Annotated in this window: 15 protein-coding genes and 1 pseudogene; 3 read left to right on the forward strand and 13 right to left on the reverse strand. The window is 49.8% G+C overall.

Annotated elements, in window-relative coordinates; genetic code table 11:
• The 4 genes and pseudogenes from Q0362_RS01510 to Q0362_RS01525 all read right to left on the reverse strand — a co-directional run.
• Positions 1-761, reverse strand: a pseudogene (locus Q0362_RS01510) (hypothetical protein); the annotation flags it as partial.
• Positions 762-779: 18 nt separating this feature from the next.
• Positions 780-1,991 carry an MFS transporter gene (locus Q0362_RS01515; protein ID WP_298119072.1) on the reverse strand — a complete coding sequence of 404 codons (1,212 nt, stop codon included), beginning with the start codon at positions 1,989-1,991 and terminating at the stop codon, positions 780-782.
• Positions 1,991-2,911: a DMT family transporter gene (locus Q0362_RS01520; protein ID WP_298119043.1), complete on the reverse strand. Its 921-nt coding sequence runs from the start codon at positions 2,909-2,911 to the stop codon at positions 1,991-1,993. The genes Q0362_RS01515 and Q0362_RS01520 overlap by 1 nt, the downstream gene beginning before the upstream one ends.
• Positions 2,912-3,045: 134 nt before the next feature.
• On the reverse strand, positions 3,046-4,434 hold the full coding sequence (locus Q0362_RS01525; RefSeq protein ID WP_298119045.1) for an FAD-binding oxidoreductase: 1,389 nt from the start codon (positions 4,432-4,434) through the stop codon (positions 3,046-3,048).
• 104 nt (positions 4,435-4,538) lie between these two features.
• Here Q0362_RS01525 and Q0362_RS01530 point away from each other — a divergent pair, with 104 nt between their 5' ends.
• On the forward strand, positions 4,539-5,135 hold the full coding sequence (locus Q0362_RS01530; RefSeq protein ID WP_298119047.1) for an HdeD family acid-resistance protein: 597 nt from the start codon (positions 4,539-4,541) through the stop codon (positions 5,133-5,135).
• A 41-nt stretch (positions 5,136-5,176) separates the two neighbouring features.
• On the opposite strand, the gene Q0362_RS01535 is transcribed toward Q0362_RS01530, so the two are convergent.
• The gene (locus Q0362_RS01535; RefSeq protein ID WP_298119049.1) at positions 5,177-5,644 is read right to left on the reverse strand and encodes an NUDIX hydrolase; all 468 of its coding nucleotides are present in this window, start codon (positions 5,642-5,644) and stop codon (positions 5,177-5,179) included.
• A gap of 2 nt (positions 5,645-5,646) precedes the next feature.
• A complete protein-coding gene (locus tag Q0362_RS01540) occupies positions 5,647-6,411 on the reverse strand; it encodes an SDR family oxidoreductase (RefSeq protein WP_298119051.1) in 765 nt (254 codons plus the stop codon).
• Positions 6,412-6,478: 67 nt separating this feature from the next.
• On the opposite strand from Q0362_RS01540, the gene Q0362_RS01545 reads away from it, so the two are divergent.
• The gene (locus Q0362_RS01545) at positions 6,479-7,189 is read left to right on the forward strand and encodes a glycerophosphodiester phosphodiesterase family protein (protein ID WP_298119054.1); all 711 of its coding nucleotides are present in this window, start codon (positions 6,479-6,481) and stop codon (positions 7,187-7,189) included.
• Here Q0362_RS01545 and uvrC read toward each other — a convergent pair.
• The 6 genes from uvrC to polA all read right to left on the reverse strand — a co-directional run bounded on the left by uvrC (position 7,186) and on the right by polA (position 18,977).
• Positions 7,186-9,060 carry an excinuclease ABC subunit UvrC gene (uvrC, locus tag Q0362_RS01550; protein WP_298119056.1) on the reverse strand — a complete coding sequence of 625 codons (1,875 nt, stop codon included), beginning with the start codon at positions 9,058-9,060 and terminating at the stop codon, positions 7,186-7,188. The two genes, Q0362_RS01545 and uvrC, sit on opposite strands and share 4 nt — an antisense overlap.
• Positions 9,061-9,062: 2 nt before the next feature.
• Positions 9,063-11,924: an excinuclease ABC subunit UvrA gene (gene uvrA, locus Q0362_RS01555; RefSeq protein ID WP_298119058.1), complete on the reverse strand. Its 2,862-nt coding sequence runs from the start codon at positions 11,922-11,924 to the stop codon at positions 9,063-9,065.
• Positions 11,917-13,995 (reverse strand): excinuclease ABC subunit UvrB, encoded by a 2,079-nt coding sequence (uvrB, locus tag Q0362_RS01560; RefSeq protein WP_298119060.1) that lies wholly within the window; start codon positions 13,993-13,995, stop codon positions 11,917-11,919. Before uvrB ends, uvrA begins: the two co-directional genes overlap by 8 nt.
• A gap of 4 nt (positions 13,996-13,999) precedes the next feature.
• Positions 14,000-14,593 (reverse strand): dephospho-CoA kinase, encoded by a 594-nt coding sequence (gene coaE, locus Q0362_RS01565; RefSeq protein ID WP_298119062.1) that lies wholly within the window; start codon positions 14,591-14,593, stop codon positions 14,000-14,002.
• Positions 14,594-14,656: 63 nt separating this feature from the next.
• Positions 14,657-16,117 carry a 30S ribosomal protein S1 gene (gene rpsA, locus Q0362_RS01570; RefSeq protein WP_298119064.1) on the reverse strand — a complete coding sequence of 487 codons (1,461 nt, stop codon included), beginning with the start codon at positions 16,115-16,117 and terminating at the stop codon, positions 14,657-14,659.
• Positions 16,118-16,265: 148 nt separating this feature from the next.
• Positions 16,266-18,977: a DNA polymerase I gene (gene polA / locus Q0362_RS01575; RefSeq protein ID WP_298119066.1), complete on the reverse strand. Its 2,712-nt coding sequence runs from the start codon at positions 18,975-18,977 to the stop codon at positions 16,266-16,268.
• Positions 18,978-19,025: 48 nt separating this feature from the next.
• On the opposite strand from polA, the gene Q0362_RS01580 reads away from it, so the two are divergent.
• Positions 19,026-19,457, forward strand: coding sequence for a PaaI family thioesterase (locus tag Q0362_RS01580; protein WP_298119068.1), 432 nt, complete (start codon positions 19,026-19,028; stop codon positions 19,455-19,457).
• 3 nt (positions 19,458-19,460) lie between these two features.
• On the opposite strand, the gene Q0362_RS01585 is transcribed toward Q0362_RS01580, so the two are convergent.
• Entirely contained in the window at positions 19,461-20,078 is a 618-nt protein-coding gene (locus Q0362_RS01585) for an ANTAR domain-containing response regulator (RefSeq protein WP_298119070.1), read from the reverse strand.
• Positions 20,079-20,188: the final 110 nt, after the last annotated feature.

Genomic DNA, 20,188 nt, shown 5'->3' on the forward strand with positions numbered 1-20,188 from the left:
GCGGTTGTCGTGTCCAGTTTGTAGTCATCTACAACAGAAAGTGCCAACCAGTCATTAGAACCACCTTCAGCGAGCGACAGCCCCATGATTCCGAGCCCAAGGAACAGAATTCGACGAGAAAGAACAACACGTTCACGTTTCGCTTTCACACCGGCAGTTGTGACGAGAGACTTGCCAGTATCGGCGGGTAATTTCTTGTAGGTGAACCATGCGATTGACGTTGTAACGATCGCGATAACAATCATCTGAATCACAAGCGAGAACTGGGTGATGATTGCAATAGTGCCGATTCCAGCTCCGGCTAATGCTCCCAAGCTGTAGGCGCCATGTAGCTGTGGAAGCAGACTTTTGCCGCGTGCTTTTTCGAGTTCCGCACCTTCGACATTGATACCCACATCGCCGATTCCGTAACCTAATCCTGCAACTAATCCACCGAGTGCCACACCAAGAGGTGCTTCACCAATCAAAGACAGCGCTTGAATAACCTGACCAATACCAAGGGTGGTGAAACCAACAACTACAGCGGCTCGGGCTCCGAAACGTGCAACAAACCATCCGGAGAGCAGCAGTGACGTGAGGGCTCCGACAGAGCCAGCAAAAAGTACCCAGCCCAGTATTGAGGTGGACACATTGATGTAGCTGCGCACTTCAGGCAAGCGAACAAGCCATGAAGCACCGCCCACGCCAAAAACGAGGAAGTAGGCAAAAAGAATGATTGCTTGGGAGCGAAACGACTTTGTTTCGCCAACAGAAGTCGACATGTGTTTATTGAATCACATTCATCGACGCGCGTCGACAGTTATGTGTGTTCGTGTCGCACGATTGAAGGCCATTCCTGCAATGAGGAGGAAGAAGGGCACCAGGAATGCCGTGAATAGGCCGGCAACTTGTCCGATGAATCCTAGTAATGGGGGACCGGTAATTCCAGAAGCATTACTAGAAATCCACAGCACACCTACTCGTGAGCTTGCGAGACGAGGTTCTTCTGAAACTGCGGAGACGCATAAAGGGAACCCGACAGAATTTCCAAGCCCCCACAAGGCTGCACCTACAAGAGGTAACGCAATAAATCCAGTCAATATCACTACGAGAATTCCAGCTGCTGTTAACGCTCCAAAAAGCAGAATTGATCGAGAACGACCAAGCTTGTCAACGACCAAACCACCACTAAGTCTTCCAACAGCCATGGCCCCAGCGAACACTGTAAAAGAAGCTGTAGCGATGGCACTTGAAAGCCCCGCATCTACAAGCGCGATGGGAAGCCAAGTGCTTGCTGTACCTTCTGCAAGATTGAAGCCGATAACAATGAATGCAACCATGAGCGTTTGAGGCTCGCGCCAGACAGATCGACGTTCCTTTGCAGAAGGGATTGTTCGTATTTCTTCGGTATTCATGTTGTCGTGTAGATGCTTACCTGATTCTTCAGGGAGTTTCGTCAGAACAAATGCGGTTCCAAGCAACACCACAACGGACATAACGATGAAGTTCATTTCAACATTTATGCCGGCAACGATGGCAACTGTTCCAATTGCGCCACCGATAAGTGAACCAAGACTGAAAGCTCCATGTAGAGAAGGAAGCAAGCTCTTTGTTGAATTTCGATCAACGTTCGCACCCTCAATGTTGATGGCAAGTCCGCCAGCACCACCGGACATACCTACCAGAATTAGCAGGGCAGTTGATAAAACGAGGTTTCCTTGTTGAGAGAAAATTCCTAGAAAAGCTAACGCAATTGCACCAATTGCATATGAAGAAATTAGAACAAGTCGAACTCCATAATGGGCGATTATTCGCCCTGCTGCTAGAAGTCCTACGAGTGAACCTAGCGCCATTGCAAGGGTGAATAAACCCATCTGAGCGGTATCCAGCCCCAGCAATTTCTGTATTTCAGGTGTCCTACTCACCCACGTGGAGAAAAAGAGACCCTGGATACCAAACGAAAGAAATGTGTACCAGTACCAACTACGTGGTGAGAGTTTTTTCGGGGACATCACTTACTAACACTAGAGGGTTCAAAGGTTTTCACACGGGCCCTCACAGCTATAAACGCAAGCGCAATAATCACGGCTCCACCAATGAGGATGTCAGGGGTGAGAACTTCTCCAAGAATCAGTGCAGACCACAGCAAGGTGAATACGGGCTGACTGAGTTGAACCTGACTCACGGATGTCATAGGTCCAATAGCGAGGCCGCGATACCAGGCGAAAAATCCTAGAAACATGCTGAATACAGCTGTATATAGAAAACACAGCCATGCAACTGGTTCCTGTGACAACGGAACGAGCCACGCATTTACAGCAGTCAGGGGAGCCATGAGGGGTAATGAGATGATCAGTGCCCAGCAAATGGTCTGCCATGAACCCAGTTCTCTCGAGAGTAATCCACCCTCTGTATAGCCAATTGCTGCTAGCACGACTGCAAGGACCAAATAGATATCTGGAAGGCTCACACCTGAAAAGCCACTTCCAAGTGCCAGGAACACCACAACAGCGGCTGCACCAGCTATTGAGGCAACCCAAAAGAGAACACTCGGCCGTTCACCTGTCCGAATAACGACAAATAGGGCAGTAACTGCTGGAAGCAGAGCAATGACGACAGTTCCATGCGCCGAGGGCACGCTCTGAAGCGCTAAAGAGGTAAATAGGGGGAAACCGACAACTACTCCAAGAGCAACAACAGTGAGACGTATTACTTGACGTCGGTTAGGCCACTTAGGCCTCACGATTACAAATGCAATAAGTGCAAATATGGCAGCTAGTGTCGCACGGCCCGTTGTCATGAAAAAAGGACTGATCGTTTCTACTGCCACCCGTGTGAAGGGGAGTGTGAAGGAAAAGGCAAGAATTCCGAGCAATCCCCACAAAACACCTGCATAGTGAGATATCCGTGGTGCTGGAGAAGTTTTGCTCATTCCTGCACTCTATGAATCAACTCGGAGGTGAGTCAAAGTTATAGACCTCAATTGTTACGAATGAGTGGGGAGTGATCAGTACAGACGGGAAATAGCTAACCTGACATAATGTGTATTATCGGACTAATACCCAGTTAGTGTCGTCCAGTGATCTTGTTTGCCAGGGCGGCTATCACTGAAGTGTGTGAAGAACTACTGTTCTGCTCACGGGTGTCAGCTAGACCATAGGCTGCATACAAACCATGAGTTGCAATCCATCTCAAAGGTTCTATTTCCCAATTTCGTACGTGATGGTTCACCCAAGGCAGATTCGTGAGTTCAGTCTGTTTACCTTGTATGAGATCAGCGAGAGTTCTTCCCGCAAGGTTTGTCGCAGTTACGCCGGTCCCCACATATCCACCAGCAGATCCCTCTCCTGTGGAACTGACATAATTCACTGCTGCAGACCAATCACGCGGGACACCAAGAACCCCAGACCAGACGTGCTCAAATTCAAAATTCTGTGTTTGAGGGAAATGTTTACGGGTCAGGTTCATTAAAGTCTTGACCGTGGAAGCCTGGGCTGTGCCATTGGTATCCGTTTTTGAACCAAAACGGTAGGGCACTCCCCTGCCTCCCATGGCAATTCGATTATCGGCAGTACGTTGTGCGTAGAAATACACATGTGCCATATCGCCGAGGGTTTCGTATCCCGACCACCCAATTTCTTCCCACACCGCCTCAGGAAGTGGCTCTGTCATGATGATTGAAGAATTCATGGGAAGGACTTGTCGGTGAACACCTTTGAGGTTCGCTGTAAAGCCTTCGGTGGCCCGAATAACGTGGTCCGCGTGAACAGTTCCCTGTGCAGTAATCGCTTGATTAATTCCAATTTCGACCACGGTGGTGTCTTCGTATAGTTCAACACCGAGCTCGAGAATTACTTTCCTTAATCCTTGGGCTAATTTGGCCGGCTGTATACGAGCGCAATGAGGATGCCAAATGGAAGATCGGACATTCGGCAAAGTAATGCGAGACAGCGTCTCAGCTTTATTGAATACCTGGACATCGTCATATCCCCACGAATGTTCTTCAGCAGCCCACTCAAGCAAACGTTCGTGTTGCGCTGGATTGAAAGCAGCGTTGAGCTCTCCACCTTTGACTATGTCAGCGTCAATACCTTCCAGCTCGCAAATGCGGATCACTTCATCGACGGTATGGTTCATCGCAGACTGCATCGCAAGAGCTGATTCTTTTCCGTGCGAAGAAACGTATTGATCGCGCCCTCCTGTGACTGAGTTTGTCAGCCAACCGCCATTGCGACCTGAAGCTCCGTAGCCGGCAAACTGCTGCTCTAGTAGAACAACACGTAAATTCGGTGCTGCTTTCTTGAGATAGTAGGCAGTCCACATTCCTGTGTATCCAGCACCCACAATGCACACATCGCAGCTGAGAGATTCTGCGAGTGCAGGCTTTCGAACGGGAAAACCCACTTCGTCATACCAAAAAGAGACATTGCCGTTAGTGAGGGAAGAGTGTGCCACAGCCCCAGACTGCCAATTTCCAGCGACCGGCGCAAGCAATAGGGATAAACAGTGGTGCGGGAATTATCCTGATAGAGCGTTCAACGCACTACAAAGGAGCTCTTATGTCCAACACTTCCCCTGACGTTCAGGGTTTTGCTTTTTATGGCGATGGCCACGAAACTGCGAAGCAAACCATCAAGGTAATCCGCACCGGCCTCATTATTGGAGCGATTCTTTCTGCTCTCTTTGGTGTCCTCATCCTTACCGCTACTGGTCAGGTACTAGAGGTTGTCGCCGTTCTGTTCGGAATCTACTTCATTGTTCGTGGTGCTGTTCGCCTCGGAACAGGACTTTTCTCTGGAGCCTTTGGTGCTGCTGGTCGAGCGCTGAATATCATCATTGGTCTTTTGCTTCTTGTTGTTGGCGTGCTCGCCGTTATTCACCCCGCAGAAATCCTTGCCGTCATCGGAATCTTGATCGGTATCTCATGGATTATTGATGGAATCGTCAGCATTGTTGAATCTTCTAAGTCTCCTTCAAAGGCGTTTTCCATCATTGCCGGAATCATCTCGGTTATTGCGGGAATTGTCGTCGTACTACTCCCCCTCGAGGGCGTTGCAGTCCTGACAATGATTGCCGGAATCTTCCTGCTCGTTATTGCAGTAGCTCAGATCATCGGAGCAATTATGATCGGCAAAGCTGCGAAGAACGCTATCTAGCAACAATAACTAAATGGGGCCCGGATGTTTCCGGGCCTTTTTTAGTTCTCTCGAGTCTTTTCGAGAGCTATCTGGATAACTTCAGCAAGAGGCTCTGGTGAGTACTTTTCACCTGAAAGTAGTAGTTCATCCAAGCTCCACCATCGAACATCGGTGATATCGATGAATTCGTTATCCATCCAATGTTCGTTCGTGATGTCAAAAGAGTTTGTTCTGACGACGAAGTATTCACTGTAAGTGGTTTGTACATGTCCATCGTTAAATACTGATTGACCCTCGATACTCCAAATGGGGTCGCCCACGGAATCCACACGTAAACCAGTTTCCTCAAAAAGTTCTCGAATAGCACCCTCTGCATGGGTTTCGTGGTCTTCTACTCCCCCGCCCGGTGTAAGCCAGCGAACGACAGGCGTTTGTAAACGAGGTGAAGCTGTAAGCAAGAGCAAGAATCGATCGTGTTGATCTAGTAGAACAACTCGCGATACTCGTCTATGCGCTGGGCGCACCATCTTTACTCAGCTACGAAGGAGCTCACGTCGCCAACAAGGCGAGTGTTATCAGCTGGCACTGGTTCAACTGCAGCCAGTGCCACTTCAGCAGCAAATTCACTCACGTTGTAGAGCTTTCCAGCAGATTCCTTACGGGCGTTGATTGCCCCAGGATTTGCGCGCTCCAGAAGGGTTGCTGTGATGGTGCCTTCGATCATGTCTCCCGATACAACAGTGAAACCAATGCCCCGAGCTTCAAGTTCAGGAATCATGTCACGCAGTGCATCTTCACCAGCACGCTTAGAGAGCGCTACCGGAAGATACTCATCCATGGTGGGGGTTGTGCGAATGAAGTGCGCTTGGTGGCTAGTAACGAAGACGACTCGTGCACCATCAACAAGAACGTTCAGAGCCGACTTGAGGAGGTTTACCTGAGAGTCCCGATTGAGCTTCATGGCATAGTCATCACCCATGCCTGCTTCCATTCCGCCAGAAGCGTTCATGACCAGAATGTCGAGACCGCCAAAGGCTTCTTGTGCAGCAGCAAACATCGCGGCAACAGAATTGGAATCAGTAAGGTCTGCACCCACTGCAATAGCTTCACCACCATTTGCGGTGATGGCATCAACAATCTTGAGCGCACGAGCTTCTTTATTACGGAAGTTCACAACAACTTTGGCGCCAGCTTCAGCAAAATAGTTGATCGTGTCGGCGCCAATACCGCGGGAGGATCCGGTAACAAGTGCGCGTTTTCCAGATAGTGATCCGGCAGCTAATGGGTTCGACACGAGAGTCTCCTTAGTGAAAAGTTTCCTCAAGCAGACTACCAAGCCTGGACAGTGTTAGCCTCTAGCCGTGCACCCGTATTTGGATTCCGCTCTCCCCCATGTACTTGCCCATCAAGGCTTGGCACTGGATGTCCAGCCAAACTCTGTGGCAGCTTTCACAGCAGCTTTAAAGGCTGGCGCCGATTACATTGAAACAGATGCTCATGGAACTAAAGATGGTGTTGCAGTTCTTTTTCATGATGACGATATTGACGGCAGAGCAATCTCTTCATTGTGTGCTGCTGAGCTCCCGGATTACGTTCCCACCGTGCGTGAAGCTCTAGAAAAGCTTCCCGACACCAAATTCAACATCGATATCAAAAATGCAGAAGCGTCAATACCTGTAGCAGCTGTGATCAATGAGCTCAATGCACACGACAGAGTCCTCCTAACCTCATTTGATGCCCACAGGCGTAAAGCCACTATGGCTCTCGCCCCTGGCACTGCTTCTTCGCCATCAGTGAGTGAGTTTGCACCAGCACTTTTTGCTGGGTTGTGTGGTCAGAAATGGCTTGTTAAGAAGTTCCTGAGAAATTTCGACGCGATTCAAATTCCTGCACGAGCACTGGGGCTCAGTATTGTTTCTCCACGCTTAGTAAAGATGTATCACTCAGCTGGAGTGAAGGTTCATGTCTGGACTATCAACGACCCCCAAGAGATGGAAGAACTCATCAACAACGGCGTTGATGGCATCGTGACGGACAGAACAGATCTGGCTGTTAACGCACTCAAAAACTAGCGGTTAGAGAGTGTGTCTTTGATCGCCTGGGCAACAGCAGGACTGATCTGCGGGGTTTCAGCTATCTCAGCCACACTTGCTTTGCGCAATTGAGCAACAGATCCAAATTGCGCGAGAACTGCTTTGACCTTGGCTGGCCCCATTCCAGGGACTTCTGAGAGAACAGTATTGATATCTCTTTTACGAGTTGCTCTTTGGAACGTGATGGCAAAACGGTGAGCCTCATCACGTAACTGCTGGAAAAGAAATAACGCTTCTGAGTTTCGAGGCAAAATAATGGGGAACTTCTCCCCCGGCAACCAGAGTTCTTCTAGTCGTTTTGCTAGGCCAACGACTGGGATGTGACTGAGACCTGCTGCGTGAAGTGCTTGTGCAGCCGCGTTGACCTGAGGCAGTGCGCCATCAACCACAAACAATCCAGGCGGGTAGGAAAAACTCGAGGCTTTCTTTTCGGTATCTTCTTCTTGACCGGTCAGATATGCCGCACGTCTGGTGAGGACCTGATTCATGGCATCAGTATCGTCGCGTGCTTGGGCGATACTGAATTTTCTGTAGTCACTCTTTTTTGCGAGACCGTCTTCGAAAACAACCATTGACGCAACAATTTTGGTCCCACCTAGGTGAGACACATCGAAGCATTCGATGCGTAACGGTGATTCAGCAAGACCAAGTGCTTCTTGGACATCACTGAGTGCTTTAGTACGAGTGACGTAATCAGCCCTGCGTTTTGTCTTATAGAGAACCAGGGCCTGTTGAGCATTGTGTTTAACTGTGCTGGCAAGCGCTGCTAAATCACCTCGTTGGGCTACCCGGATCTTGACGGAAGCAGCACGTTCATCTCCGAGTCGTTCTCGACGAATCTCAGTCAGCCATGTCGAAAGCGCAGAAGAGTCTTCAGGGATTTCAGGAACAATGATTTCCCTCGGAGGAATTTCATTTGAGTCATATGCCGTTCTGAGCATATTGTCGACGAGTTCACTGATTGTTACATCGAGCTCTGTATCAACGTTCCAGGAATGCACGCCTCGAATACGTCCTTCTCGGACAATGAACAATTGCACAGCTGCAGAAAGTTCGTCACTAGCTAATCCGAAGACATCTGTATCAACGTCATCATTGAGAACCACAGCACTCTTGGAGGCAACTGTCTCCAAAGCTTGAATATTGTCACGGTACTTGGCTGCAGATTCATAATCTTGCTTAGAAGAGGCCAATGCCATCTTCTCTTTGAGGTTCTTGATGTGTGAATCATTCTTGCCCGTCATGAACGTAGCTAAATCAAGAGCAAGAGAACGATGTTCTTCGGGTGACACACGACCAGCACAGGGAGCAGCACAACGACCAATGTCACCGAGAAGACAAGGTCTCTTTGCCTTCTCAGCCTTCTTATACACGCCTTCAGAACATGTTCGTACGGGAAAAACAGGAAGGATCAGATCAAGAGTTTCCCTAATCGCCCAGGTCTTTGTATAGGGGCCGAAGTATCGAGCATTCTCAATCTTGCGGGTACGCGTCACCATGACTCGGGGAATCTTCTCCCCCAGCGTGATGGCGAGATAGGGGTAGCTCTTGTCATCACGGAATTGAATATTGAAAGGAGGGTCGAATTCCTTAATCCACGTGAATTCAAGCTGTAAGGCTTCAAATTCGGTGCCCACAATCGTCCACTCCACACTTGCAGCGGAGGTGACCATGCGGCGGGTACGTTCGTGAAGAGTATCGAGAGGCGCGAAATAGCTCGTCAGGCGTGCACGAAGATTCTTGGCCTTGCCGACATACAAGATACGTCCGGACTCATCACGGAATCGATAGACACCGGGATCAGTCGGAATATCGCCTGTTTTGGGGCGATACGGGACGGTATCTGCCATGGCTAGGTCTTGATGATCTCTCGAAGGAACGTTGCGGTATGGCTCTTAGTGCTCAGTGCTACCTGTTCTGGTGTTCCCACGGCAATAATTTCTCCACCACCAGCTCCACCTTCAGGACCTAAATCAATAAGCCAGTCAGCACTCTTGATGACATCCAAGTTATGTTCAATCACGATGACAGTGTTGCCTTTATCAACAAGTGAATTCAGGACCAAAAGGAGCTTACGGACATCTTCAAAGTGAAGGCCAGTAGTGGGCTCGTCGAGTACATAAATGCTTCGACCATTACTGCGTTTCTGAAGTTCAGTTGCGAGTTTTACTCGCTGAGCTTCTCCACCGGAGAGAGTTGTCGCACTTTGCCCGAGACGGACATAACCCAGTCCAACATCCACAAGAGTTTTCAGGAAACGGTGAATAGAACTAATGGGCTCGAAGAACTCTGCCGCTTCCGCGATGGGCATATCCAAAACTTCTGAGATGTTCTTGCCCTTGTAGCGAACCTGAAGAGTTTCTCTGTTGTAACGCTTGCCATGGCACACTTCACAATCCACGTAGACGTCAGGAAGGAAGTTCATCTCAATTTTGAGAGTTCCATCACCTGCACACGCTTCACAGCGTCCACCCTTAACGTTGAAACTGAAACGACCCTGCTGATATCCACGGGTTTTTGATTCTGTCGTCTCGGAGAAGAGAGTTCGAATTTTGTCGAAAACTCCGGTGTACGTTGCCGGGTTAGATCGAGGAGTTCGTCCGATGGGGTTTTGGTCGACGTGGATCACCTTATCGAGGTGTTCTAGTCCCGTAACACGAACGTGCTTGCCAGCAACGGTACGAGCACCATTGAGCTTATTTGCGAGCACTTTATAGAGGATGTCATTGACCAAAGACGATTTGCCAGAGCCTGAAACACCAGTGACTGCTGTCAACGTGCCCAACGGGAAAGTTGCAGTGACTTTCTTGAGGTTATTTGCTTCCGCACCAACAACAGTGATTTCACGCTCTTTATCGATGGGACGACGCTTTGAAGGAATCTCGATCTTTGTTCGCCCCGAGACATAGTCAGCGGTAATTGATTCAGTGTTCTTCAAGAGCGACGCATAGTCGCCCGAATGAACAACCTTTCCTCCATTGACTCCAGCACCTGGACCAATGTCAACAATCCAGTCGGCAGTGTGAATGGTGTCTTCATCGTGCTCAACCACAATGAGAGTGTTTCCTAAGTCGCGGAGCTTGATCAACGTGTCGATGAGGCGACGGTTATCTCTTTGGTGCAGCCCAATGGAGGGCTCATCAAGGACATAAAGTACTCCGGTCAGTCCCGAGCCAATCTGGGTAGCAAGGCGAATGCGTTGAGCTTCTCCACCCGACAGAGAACCAGCAGCACGAGAGAGATTGAGATAGGTCAGGCCCACTTCAATCAAGAAATTCAAACGTGCACGAATCTCTCGAAGGACCTGTGCAGCGATCATCGCGTCACGATCGGTGAGAGTAAGACCATCCATAAAGTTACGAGCATCAGAAAGGGGTAACTCAGCTAAATCTGCAATCGAAAGACCATTGATCTTGACTGCTAAAACTTCTGGCTTCAAGCGCTGTCCAGCACATTCAGCACAAGGAACCTCACGGAGATATTCAGCCCATCGTGCACGTTGAACATCGGTGTCTGCTTGAAGATACTGGCGCTCAATATAGGGAACAACGCCTTCAAAACCTGAACTGTATTGAACTTCACGACCGTAGCGGTTCTTCCACTTCACGCGGACGTTAAAGTTGTTCCCATTCATGACGGCTTCACGAACTTCTTCGTCTAGTTCTTCCCACGGTGTATCTAGAGAGAATTCAAGATCTGCTGCCAAACCTAAGAGCAGTTTCTCGTAGTACTGAAACAATCCCTTTCCCTGGGTTGCCCAAGGAATGATGACACCGTCGTTGATGGAGAGAGAAGGGTCACCCATGAGGAGTTCTTCATCAACGGACATTTTGGTGCCTAGACCTGAACAGATGGGACAAGCACCAAAGGGCGAGTTGAAGGAAAAGGTCCGAGGCTCAATCTCAGCTAACTGAATGGGGTGAGCATTTGGGCAGGAGAGCTTTTCACTGAAGGATTGCCATGCGCTATCGCCTTCCTCGTCAACGTAGTTGATGTCTACGGTGCCATTGGTCAGTTTTAGAGCAGTTTCGAGGGAATCAGTCAGGCGTGAGAGTAATTCAGGGCCTGCAACAAGGCGGTCAATGACAACAGAAATATCGTGCTTGAAACTCTTTTTGAGAGCGGGAGCATCTGCAAGTTGAATGACGTCACCGTCGACAATGACACGTGAATAACCAGAGGCAGTGAGTTCAGCAAAAAGATCGACAAACTCACCCTTCTTTTGTGACACTACGGGTGCCACTACTTGATAGCGCGTTCCCTCAGGAAGATCCATGAGTTGATCAGCGATCTGCTGAACTGTCTGGGACTGGATAATCTCACCGCACTCAGGGCAGTGAGGAATCCCGATGCGTGCCCACAGAAGACGCATGTAGTCGTAAATCTCTGTAATGGTTCCCACCGTGGAACGAGGGTTACGGTTCGTTGATTTTTGATCAATAGAGACAGCCGGTGAGAGACCTTCGATGAAATCAACATCTGGTCGATCTACTTGACCTAAGAACTGACGTGCGTAGGCAGAAAGAGACTCGACATAACGACGCTGGCCTTCAGCAAAGATGGTGTCGAATGCAAGTGAGGACTTTCCAGAACCTGATAGTCCGGTGAAGACAACAAGAGAATCGCGAGGGATCTCTAAATCTACGTTCTGGAGATTATGAACTCGGGCACCTTTGACACTCAAGTGCGAGTGAGTGTTGGTGGGCTTAGGCATGTCCTGCTTCTTTCATAATGCGTAGTTCACGTTTAAGTTCAGAGAGTTCATCTCGTAAGCGTGCTGCAAGTTCGAACTTCAATTCTGCAGCAGCAATCAACATTTGATCATTCAGATCAGCGATGATATTTCCAAGCTCAGTGGCCCCAGCAGCTCCGATTCTTGGAGCAAACGATGGTGTCGAGGATGATGAAGAACCACTCTTAGTCTTCTTGCTTCCCGAATCTGCCAGCAGTTCTGCAGTATCCGCTTCCTCACGTTGGAGCATTGCCGTGATGTCGGCAATCTTTTTCCGTAGTGGTTGAGGATCAATTCCGTGTGCGAGGTTATAGGCGACTTGTTTTTCACGACGCCTGGTTGTTTCGTCAATGGCTTGTGCCATGGATTTCGTTACAACATCGGCATACATGTGCACTTCACCTGAGACGTTACGAGCAGCACGTCCGATTGTCTGGATCAGAGATGTAGCAGAACGAAGGAAACCTTCCTTATCCGCATCCAATATCGCGACGAGGGAAACCTCTGGAAGGTCGAGGCCCTCACGAAGCAGGTTAATTCCTACAAGTACGTCATAAACGCCCTGGCGGAGTTCAGTAAGTAACTCAACTCGTCGAAGTGTGTCCACATCTGAATGAAGGTAACGCACTCGAACACCGGCTTCTGTGAGGAAGTCGGTGAGCTCTTCTGCCATTTTCTTCGTGAGAGTTGTGACAAGAACACGTTCGTCTTTGGAGGCCCGAACACGAATTTGCTCGAGAAGATCATCGATCTGGCCCTTTGAGGGCTTGATAACGATTTGTGGATCCACCAGGCCAGTGGGACGAATGATTTGTTCAACCACTCCATCAGCTATGCCCATTTCATACTTTCCTGGCGTGGCTGAAAGGTATACCGTCTGACCGACTCGTTCTTTGAACTCATCAAAGCGAAGTGGTCTGTTGTCCATAGCCGACGGAAGACGGAAGCCATGCTCCACGAGAGTTCTCTTCCGAGAAGCATCACCTTCGTGCATGGCGCCGATCTGTGGAACAGTGACGTGAGATTCATCAATGACACAGAGGAAGTCGTCAGGGAAGTAATCAAGCAAACACTGTGGAGCTTCACCGGGTTCACGAACATCTATGTGACGAGAATAGTTTTCGATTCCTGAACAGAAACCAATCTGCTGCATCATTTCGAGATCGAAAGTTGTTCTCATTCGTAAGCGTTGTGCTTCAAGGAGCTTGCCTTGTTTTTCAAATTCAGCGACGCGTTCTTCCATTTCGTCACGAATAGTAACGATGGCTTTCTTCATGATTTCTTCGCTCGCAACATAGTGAGAAGCGGGGAAAACAGAGACCATGTCGAGCTTCTCGACAACATCTCCGGTTAAGGGATGCAGGCTGTACAGAGCCTCTATTTCATCCCCGAACATCTCGATGCGCACAGCAAGTTCTTCATACATCGGAATGATTTCAATGGTGTCTCCGCGCACACGGAAATTTCCTCTGCTGAAATCAATGTCATTGCGTGAATATTGCATGGAAACAAACTGACGGAGGATAGCTTCTCGCGGAATTCTCTCCCCTACAACGAGGGTAATCATGGCCTCTAAGTACTCTTGGGGAGCTCCAAGGCCATAGATACAAGAAACGGTAGAGACAACAACGACGTCGCGTCTGGTCAACAGCGAGTTCGTTGTTGAGTGTCGAAGACGTTCTACCTCAGCATTGATTGAGCTGTCTTTCTCAATGAAGGTATCTGTTTGTGGGACGTATGCCTCTGGCTGGTAGTAGTCGTAGTAAGACACAAAGTACTCCACGGCATTATCTGGCAGTAGCTCGCGGAATTCAGTGGCTAACTGTGCAGCAAGAGTTTTGTTATGAGCAAGAATCAGGGTAGGCCGTTGAACAGCTTCGACGAGCCACGCTGTGGTCGCAGACTTACCTGTTCCTGTAGCTCCAAGCAGGACAACATCAGTTTCACCGGCATTGATTCTGCCTGATAATTCTGCGATTGCGGTGGGCTGATCACCGCTGGGGGAATACTCGCTAACGACCTTGAAAGGCTTCTCAGATCGTCGGGGGTCCACTCCCCTAGTCTACGTTTTTTAGCTGTGCCCAGAGGGCGTCAACCTGAGAGTATGTGTGTGAAATATCACCACTTGTATCCACGACATGATTCGCAATTTTGAGGCGGTCTTCTTCAGGGGCTTGCGACTCAATACGAGATGCCGCTTCTGCTTCGGTCATTCCGCGATGTTCCATGAGTCGTTCAATTCGGACTGATTCTGGAGCGCTCGCCACAATGATTTCTTCGAATGGGTAATCCACGGAAGCTTCGACAAGGAGTGGCACGTCATAGACGACAACAGAGTCTTGTGGAGCCTGGGAAAAGAGAGACATAGTTCGTTTCTTGACAGCTGGGTGAACAATCGAATTCAGGAGTTCTAGTTTGCTCTTGTCGGTGAAAACAATCGAACCTAAAGCACTTCGGTTTAATGACCCATCTGGCAATCGAAGATCTTGGCCTAGCGCAGCAAAGATAGCTTCCAGTGCAGGTTCACCTGGCGCAACAACATCGCGGGCCACTTGATCTGCATCAATGACGTGGGCTCCATGTTCAGCGAGCCTCCGAGCAATCGTTGATTTGCCCGAGCCTATTCCCCCTGTGAGACCGATCAGTTTCATGTACACAGCTTAACGAGTAATGGGTGGGCCCCGAAGGACCCACCCATGTGATAACTCTGGTGACTAGTTGCCAGCAAGCTTCTCACGAAGTGCTGCAAGCGACTCGTCATCAGCAAGGGTTCCAGCCGAAGCTGCCTCGCTGGAGAAAGAGGTGCTTTCAGAAGCAGCTGCTGCTGGAGCATCAGGGATGTTGGCTTCGGCTTCGTTAGCTGCCTTGACCTGAATCTTGTGCTGTTCCCAACGAGCCTGAGCTGCTGCGTAGTCCAGTTCCCACTTCTCACGTGCGGCATCAAAGCCCTCACGCCATTCGTTGGTTTCTGGGTCGAAGCCCTCTGGGTACTTGTAGTTTCCGCTCTCGTCATACTCGGTGAGCATGCCGTAGAGAGCAGGGTCAAACTCGGTACCTTCGGGGTCGACACCCTCGTTAGCCTGCTTGAGGCTGAGCGAGATACGACGACGCTCGAGGTCGATGTCGATGACCTTGACGAAGACGTCATCACCAACAGAGACAACCTGCTCTGCGAGTTCAACGTGCTTGCCGGAGAGCTCAGAGATGTGGACGAGACCTTCGATGCCGTCAGCAACGCGAACGAATGCACCGAATGGAACAAGCTTGGTGACCTTACCGGGAGCAACCTGTCCGATTGCGTGGGTACGGGCAAATACCTGCCATGGGTCTTCCTGAGTTGCCTTGAGCGAGAGCGATACACGCTCGCGGTCCATGTCAACTTCGAGGATTTCGACGGTAACTTCCTGGCCAACTTCAACAACTTCAGAAGCGTGCTCAATGTGCTTCCAGGAGAGCTCAGAAACGTGGACGAGACCGTCTACGCCGCCGAGGTCAACGAAAGCACCGAAGTTGACGATCGAAGAAACGACGCCCTTACGGATCTGACCCTTCTGGAGGTTAACCAGGAACGTGCTGCGGCTCTCGGACTGAGTCTGCTCAAGGAGAGCACGGCGAGAAAGAACAACGTTGTTGCGGTTCTTGTCCAGCTCGAGAATCTTGGCTTCAATGTCCTGACCGAGGTAAGGGGTGAGGTCGCGAACGCGACGAAGTTCAATGAGAGATGCAGGAAGGAATCCACGAAGACCGATGTCTACGATCAGACCACCCTTAACAACTTCGATAACCGAACCGGTAACGATGCCGTCAGCGTCCTTGATCTTCTCAACATCGCCCCATGCACGTTCGTACTGTGCACGCTTCTTGGAAAGGATGAGGCGGCCTTCTTTGTCTTCCTTCTGAAGAACGAGTGCCTCAACGGTGTCGCCAACCTTGACAACCTCAGAGGGGTCAATGTCGTGCTTGATGGAAAGTTCACGAGAAGGAATAACACCTTCGGTCTTGTAGCCAACGTCAAGGAGAACCTCGTCGCGATCTACCTTAACAACGGTGCCTTCAATGAGGTCACCATCGTTGAAAAACTTGAGGGTCTTTTCGACAGCGGCGAGGAAATCCTCAGCAGAACCGATGTCGTTGATTGCAACCTGAGTGGCTGCCTTCTTTGCTACAAGCGTCATGTAAAACGTGCTCCAGTATTTACTTACTTCAGGCCTTCAGACACAGCAAGCTGTTGAATTGTCTTTCGGGCAGACGGATAGAACGCACAAATGTGCATCTCTCAGATTACTTCACACGAGACTTCCGCGCAAACTCGCGGATATCTGGCTAGTGAGCTGCTTCGTTCCAGTTCGCGCCAATACCTATCTGGACATCGAGCGGAACACTCAATTGTGCTGCGTGTGCCATGCGGTCAATCACAATCTTCTCAACCTGTTCACGTTCAGACTCAATGACTTCCAAGACTAATTCGTCATGAACCTGCAGAAGCAATTGTGACTTCAACTCAAGTGCAACCAGGTCTTGTTCGATGCCAATCATGGCAATTTTCATGATGTCAGCAGCAGTTCCCTGCATTGGTGCGTTCAGAGCTGCTCTTTCAGCATTGTCACGTAGTACGCGATTAGGGCTGGCTAAGTCAGGGAATGGCCTTCTACGTCCAAATAAGGTTTCTGTATATCCCTGAGCTCGAGCTTGCTCCACAACACTGCGCAGATAGTCGCGCACTCCCCCGAAGCGCTGGAAATAGTCAGCCATCAGCTTCTTGGCTGCGCTGTTGTCGATACCTAGTTGTCTGGCAAGACCAAAAGCGGAGAGCCCATAAGCAAGGCCGTAGCTCATGGCCTTGACCTGACTGCGCATTTCTCCGGTTACTTCTGAGGGTTCTACGCCAAAAACACGAGCACCAACAAATTTGTGGAGGTCTTCTCCCGAAATAAATGCTTCAATCAAGCCTTCATCTTCAGAGAAGTGAGCCATGATGCGCATTTCGATCTGAGAGTAGTCAGCAGTAACCAGGGTGTCGAACCCTTCACCAACCTCGAAAGCTTCTCTAATACGTCGACCATCCGCAGTTCTAATGGGGATGTTCTGCAGATTGGGGTTTGCAGAAGACAAGCGACCAGTACTGGTGCCAGTTTGCCCGTAAGTGGTGTGGATTCGGCCATCTGGACCAATTGCCAGGATGAGTGTCTCAACAATTTGCTTGAGCTTGGTCACATCTCGGTGCTCAAGGAGTAGACCGAGGAATGGGTGAGGGTTGGTTGCTTGAAGATCTGCCAGAGCAGTTGCATCTGTGGTGTAGCCGGTCTTCGTTGCACGAGTTTTCGGCATTCCCAGTTGGTCAAAGAGAACTTCTTGGAGCTGCTTGGGGGAAGCAAGGTTGACTTCTCGTCCGATGACTTCAAAAGCTTCAGTTTTTGCTTTCTCTGCACGTACACCCAGCTCGTCTGAAAGCGACTGAAGTTTGTTCTTATTGACCGTTACGCCACGCATTTCCATAGCTGCAAGCGTTGTGAGAGAAGGAATTTCAATTTCCAAGAAGAGAGCTAAAGTGGCCGCTTCCATCTTTTCTCTCAAGGCACTATCAATTCGCTGAACAAACCAAGCTCTCCCCCCAGCGTCCAATGCAGAATCGTCAGGAACGAGTTGGTTGGGGTCTGGTGTGGGAAGTAATTCATTGAGGTAAAGCTTGGTCAAATCCGCAAGATCTCGTTTTGACGAGTCTGGGCGTAATACCCAATCTGCTATTTCAGTATCGAAACCAAGATTTTCTAGAGGAATACCAAGCGCAAGCAGAGCTTTGATTTGTTCTTTAGCGCCGTGGAAAACTTTGGGGGTAGGTCCAGCCAGCCAGTCAATCAACGGCTTCATATCCGCTTGAACAGGAGACCAGGGAACCGCAACCGTCTCAGACTCAGTGGCAAGGCCTACAACAGCGATACCAGTCGCATAAACCTCAAGTTCAACTGCTACACCCTGCGGAGAAGAATCAGAAGCACGGTGAAGCCAGGCAGAAAGTTCTTCATCTAAAAGCTGTTGCGAACGAGGTGCAGCAGTTGCAGCAACGGGCTCTGAGCGCTCTTCTTCAACTGGAACAAATGTCGAAGCAGCAGGCGTGGGCTTGTTTGTGGAAGTCGAAGGAGAATCATCTCCGTTGAGAGCAAGCACACGTGTGAGCAAAGACTTGAACTCAAGACGACCGAATACTTCCTTGACTGCCTCAGAATCAAATGGGAGACGTTCTAGATCTCCTGGGCCAACGGGTAATTCGACGTCGTCCACCAAACGGTTGAGACGGCGATTACGAATTGCGTTCTCTTTGAACTCGCGAAGGCTTTCTCCGACTTTTCCGCCGATTTCGTCAGCTCGACGCAAGATTTCATCGAGTGAACCAAATTCATTGATCCACTTAACCGCGGTCTTTTCTCCCACTTTGGGAACACCAGGCAGATTATCGCTGGTCTCACCGACAAGAGCTGCGATCTCGGGATATTGGTGTGGCTGGATACCGTAACGTTCAAAAACTTTGGCAGCGTCATAACGAGTGAGCTCTGAAACTCCCTGCTTTGACGGATAGAGCAGTGTTACGTTGTCGTCGATGAGCTGAATAGTGTCGCGATCACCTGAGACTACGAGCACCTTAAAGTTCTGTGCTGAACCTTGCGCGGCAAGGGTTGCCAAGATGTCATCTGCTTCGAAGTCTTCTTTCGTGATGGTTGTAATCCCCATTGCATGCAGTGCATCTTGCAGGAGGGGAACTTGACCAATGAACTCTGGTGGGGTTTCTCCGCGGGTTCCCTTGTATTCAGGGTATTCCCGCGTGCGGAACGAATACCGGGAAATGTCAAAGGCGACAGCTAAATGAGTGGGCTTTTCCTTGGCCAGCAGGTTCAGCATCATGGAAATGAAGCCATGGATGGCATTGGTGTGCTGGCCATCCGCTGTCTTGAAACTGTCTACTGGAAGGGCATAAAACGCCCGGAATGCGAGCGAATGCCCATCAATGACCATAAGGGTAGGCTGGGCGTTATTCGACACGTGCCAAGCCTACACAGCACGCCAGACTCAGCTTGCGAGGAATCTTCAATGTCTTCTGAATATGTTCGTCCCCCCGTTCTAGATCTCGAGCAGTACCGCGGTTTCTCGGCAGGCCCGTTGTGGGACAAAATGGGCATCCAAATCCATGAGCTCTCCCCCGAATATGCTGTGGCAACGATGCCTGTTGAGGGCAACACTCAGTCTGTCGGTATTTTGCATGGTGGCGCCTATGTCGTTATTGCAGAAGGCTTAGGTTCCATCGCTGCAAACATGCATGCTGGTGAAGGCCGCGTAGGCGTTGGTATCGAAGTCAGTGCTACACACACCGGAAGTATTTCAGAGGGAATTGTTACTGCAACCTGTAAGGCACTTCACCTAGGTCGCACACTTACCACTCACGAGATTGTCTGCACAGATGAGAATGGTCGACGTTTGTCCACCATTCGCTTGACGAACTTCATCAAGGACCGAAAGAAGTAAGTTCTACTTTTCCTTTTTCTGGTCCGAGCCCAGCTGGTCAACGATAGTGACAGCTACGTCTTTCATGGTCAGACGACGGTCCATAGATGCCTTCTGAATCCAACGGAAAGCCTCAGGCTCAGTTAGCCCCATCTTTTCGTTGAGAATTCCTTTGGCAATATCGACAATCTTGCGAGTCTCGAATCGCTCGGAAAGATCTGCTACTTCATTTTCCAGGGCAACAATCTGCGCCCAGCGAGATAAAGCAATTTCAACAGCGGGAAGTAGATCGTTAGGAGTGAAGGGCTTGACGACATAAGCCAGCGCTCCAGCTTCTGTTGCTCGTTCCACAAGTTCTTTCTGGCTGAACGCAGTCAACAACACGACAGGTGCAATGTGCTCTTTATTGAGCTGATCAGCAGCAGAAATACCATCTAGTTTCGGCATTTTGACGTCCATGACCACGAGATCTGGACGAAGTTCCTTAGCTAGTGCAACCGCGGCTTCACCGTCACCAGCTTCACCCACTACATCAAAACCGTTGTCACGAAGGGTTTCCACAATATCCATGCGGATAAGTGACTCGTCTTCAGCAACAACTACGCGTCTTTTGGTGGGTGTTTGGATCTCTTGGTCGGCCATGCCTCCAGCCTAGGATATTCTTGAAGATATACCAGCCGAATTGGCGGAATGGCAGACGCGGAGCACTCAAAATGCTTTGTCTTCGGACGTGTGGGTTCAAGTCCCACATT

The organism is uncultured Aurantimicrobium sp. (assembly GCF_936931525.1).
In the GTDB taxonomy this organism is placed as follows: domain Bacteria; phylum Actinomycetota; class Actinomycetes; order Actinomycetales; family Microbacteriaceae; genus Aurantimicrobium.

What these genes read in the sequence shown, in the direction of transcription:
- Q0362_RS01515 (WP_298119072.1), bottom strand. Translation starts at nt 1,991, where the DNA reads ATGTCCCCGAAAAAACTCTCACCACGTAGTTGGTACTGGTACACATTT.
- Q0362_RS01520 (WP_298119043.1), bottom strand. Translation starts at nt 2,911, where the DNA reads ATGAGCAAAACTTCTCCAGCACCACGGATATCTCACTATGCAGGTGTT.
- Q0362_RS01530 (WP_298119047.1), top strand. Translation starts at nt 4,539, where the DNA reads ATGTCCAACACTTCCCCTGACGTTCAGGGTTTTGCTTTTTATGGCGAT.
- Q0362_RS01535 (WP_298119049.1), bottom strand. Translation starts at nt 5,644, where the DNA reads ATGGTGCGCCCAGCGCATAGACGAGTATCGCGAGTTGTTCTACTAGAT.
- uvrC (WP_298119056.1), bottom strand. Translation starts at nt 9,060, where the DNA reads ATGGCAGATACCGTCCCGTATCGCCCCAAAACAGGCGATATTCCGACT.
- uvrA (WP_298119058.1), bottom strand. Translation starts at nt 11,924, where the DNA reads ATGCCTAAGCCCACCAACACTCACTCGCACTTGAGTGTCAAAGGTGCC.
- coaE (WP_298119062.1), bottom strand. Translation starts at nt 14,593, where the DNA reads ATGAAACTGATCGGTCTCACAGGGGGAATAGGCTCGGGCAAATCAACG.
- rpsA (WP_298119064.1), bottom strand. Translation starts at nt 16,117, where the DNA reads ATGACGCTTGTAGCAAAGAAGGCAGCCACTCAGGTTGCAATCAACGAC.
- Q0362_RS01580 (WP_298119068.1), top strand. Translation starts at nt 19,026, where the DNA reads ATGTCTTCTGAATATGTTCGTCCCCCCGTTCTAGATCTCGAGCAGTAC.
- Q0362_RS01585 (WP_298119070.1), bottom strand. Translation starts at nt 20,078, where the DNA reads ATGGCCGACCAAGAGATCCAAACACCCACCAAAAGACGCGTAGTTGTT.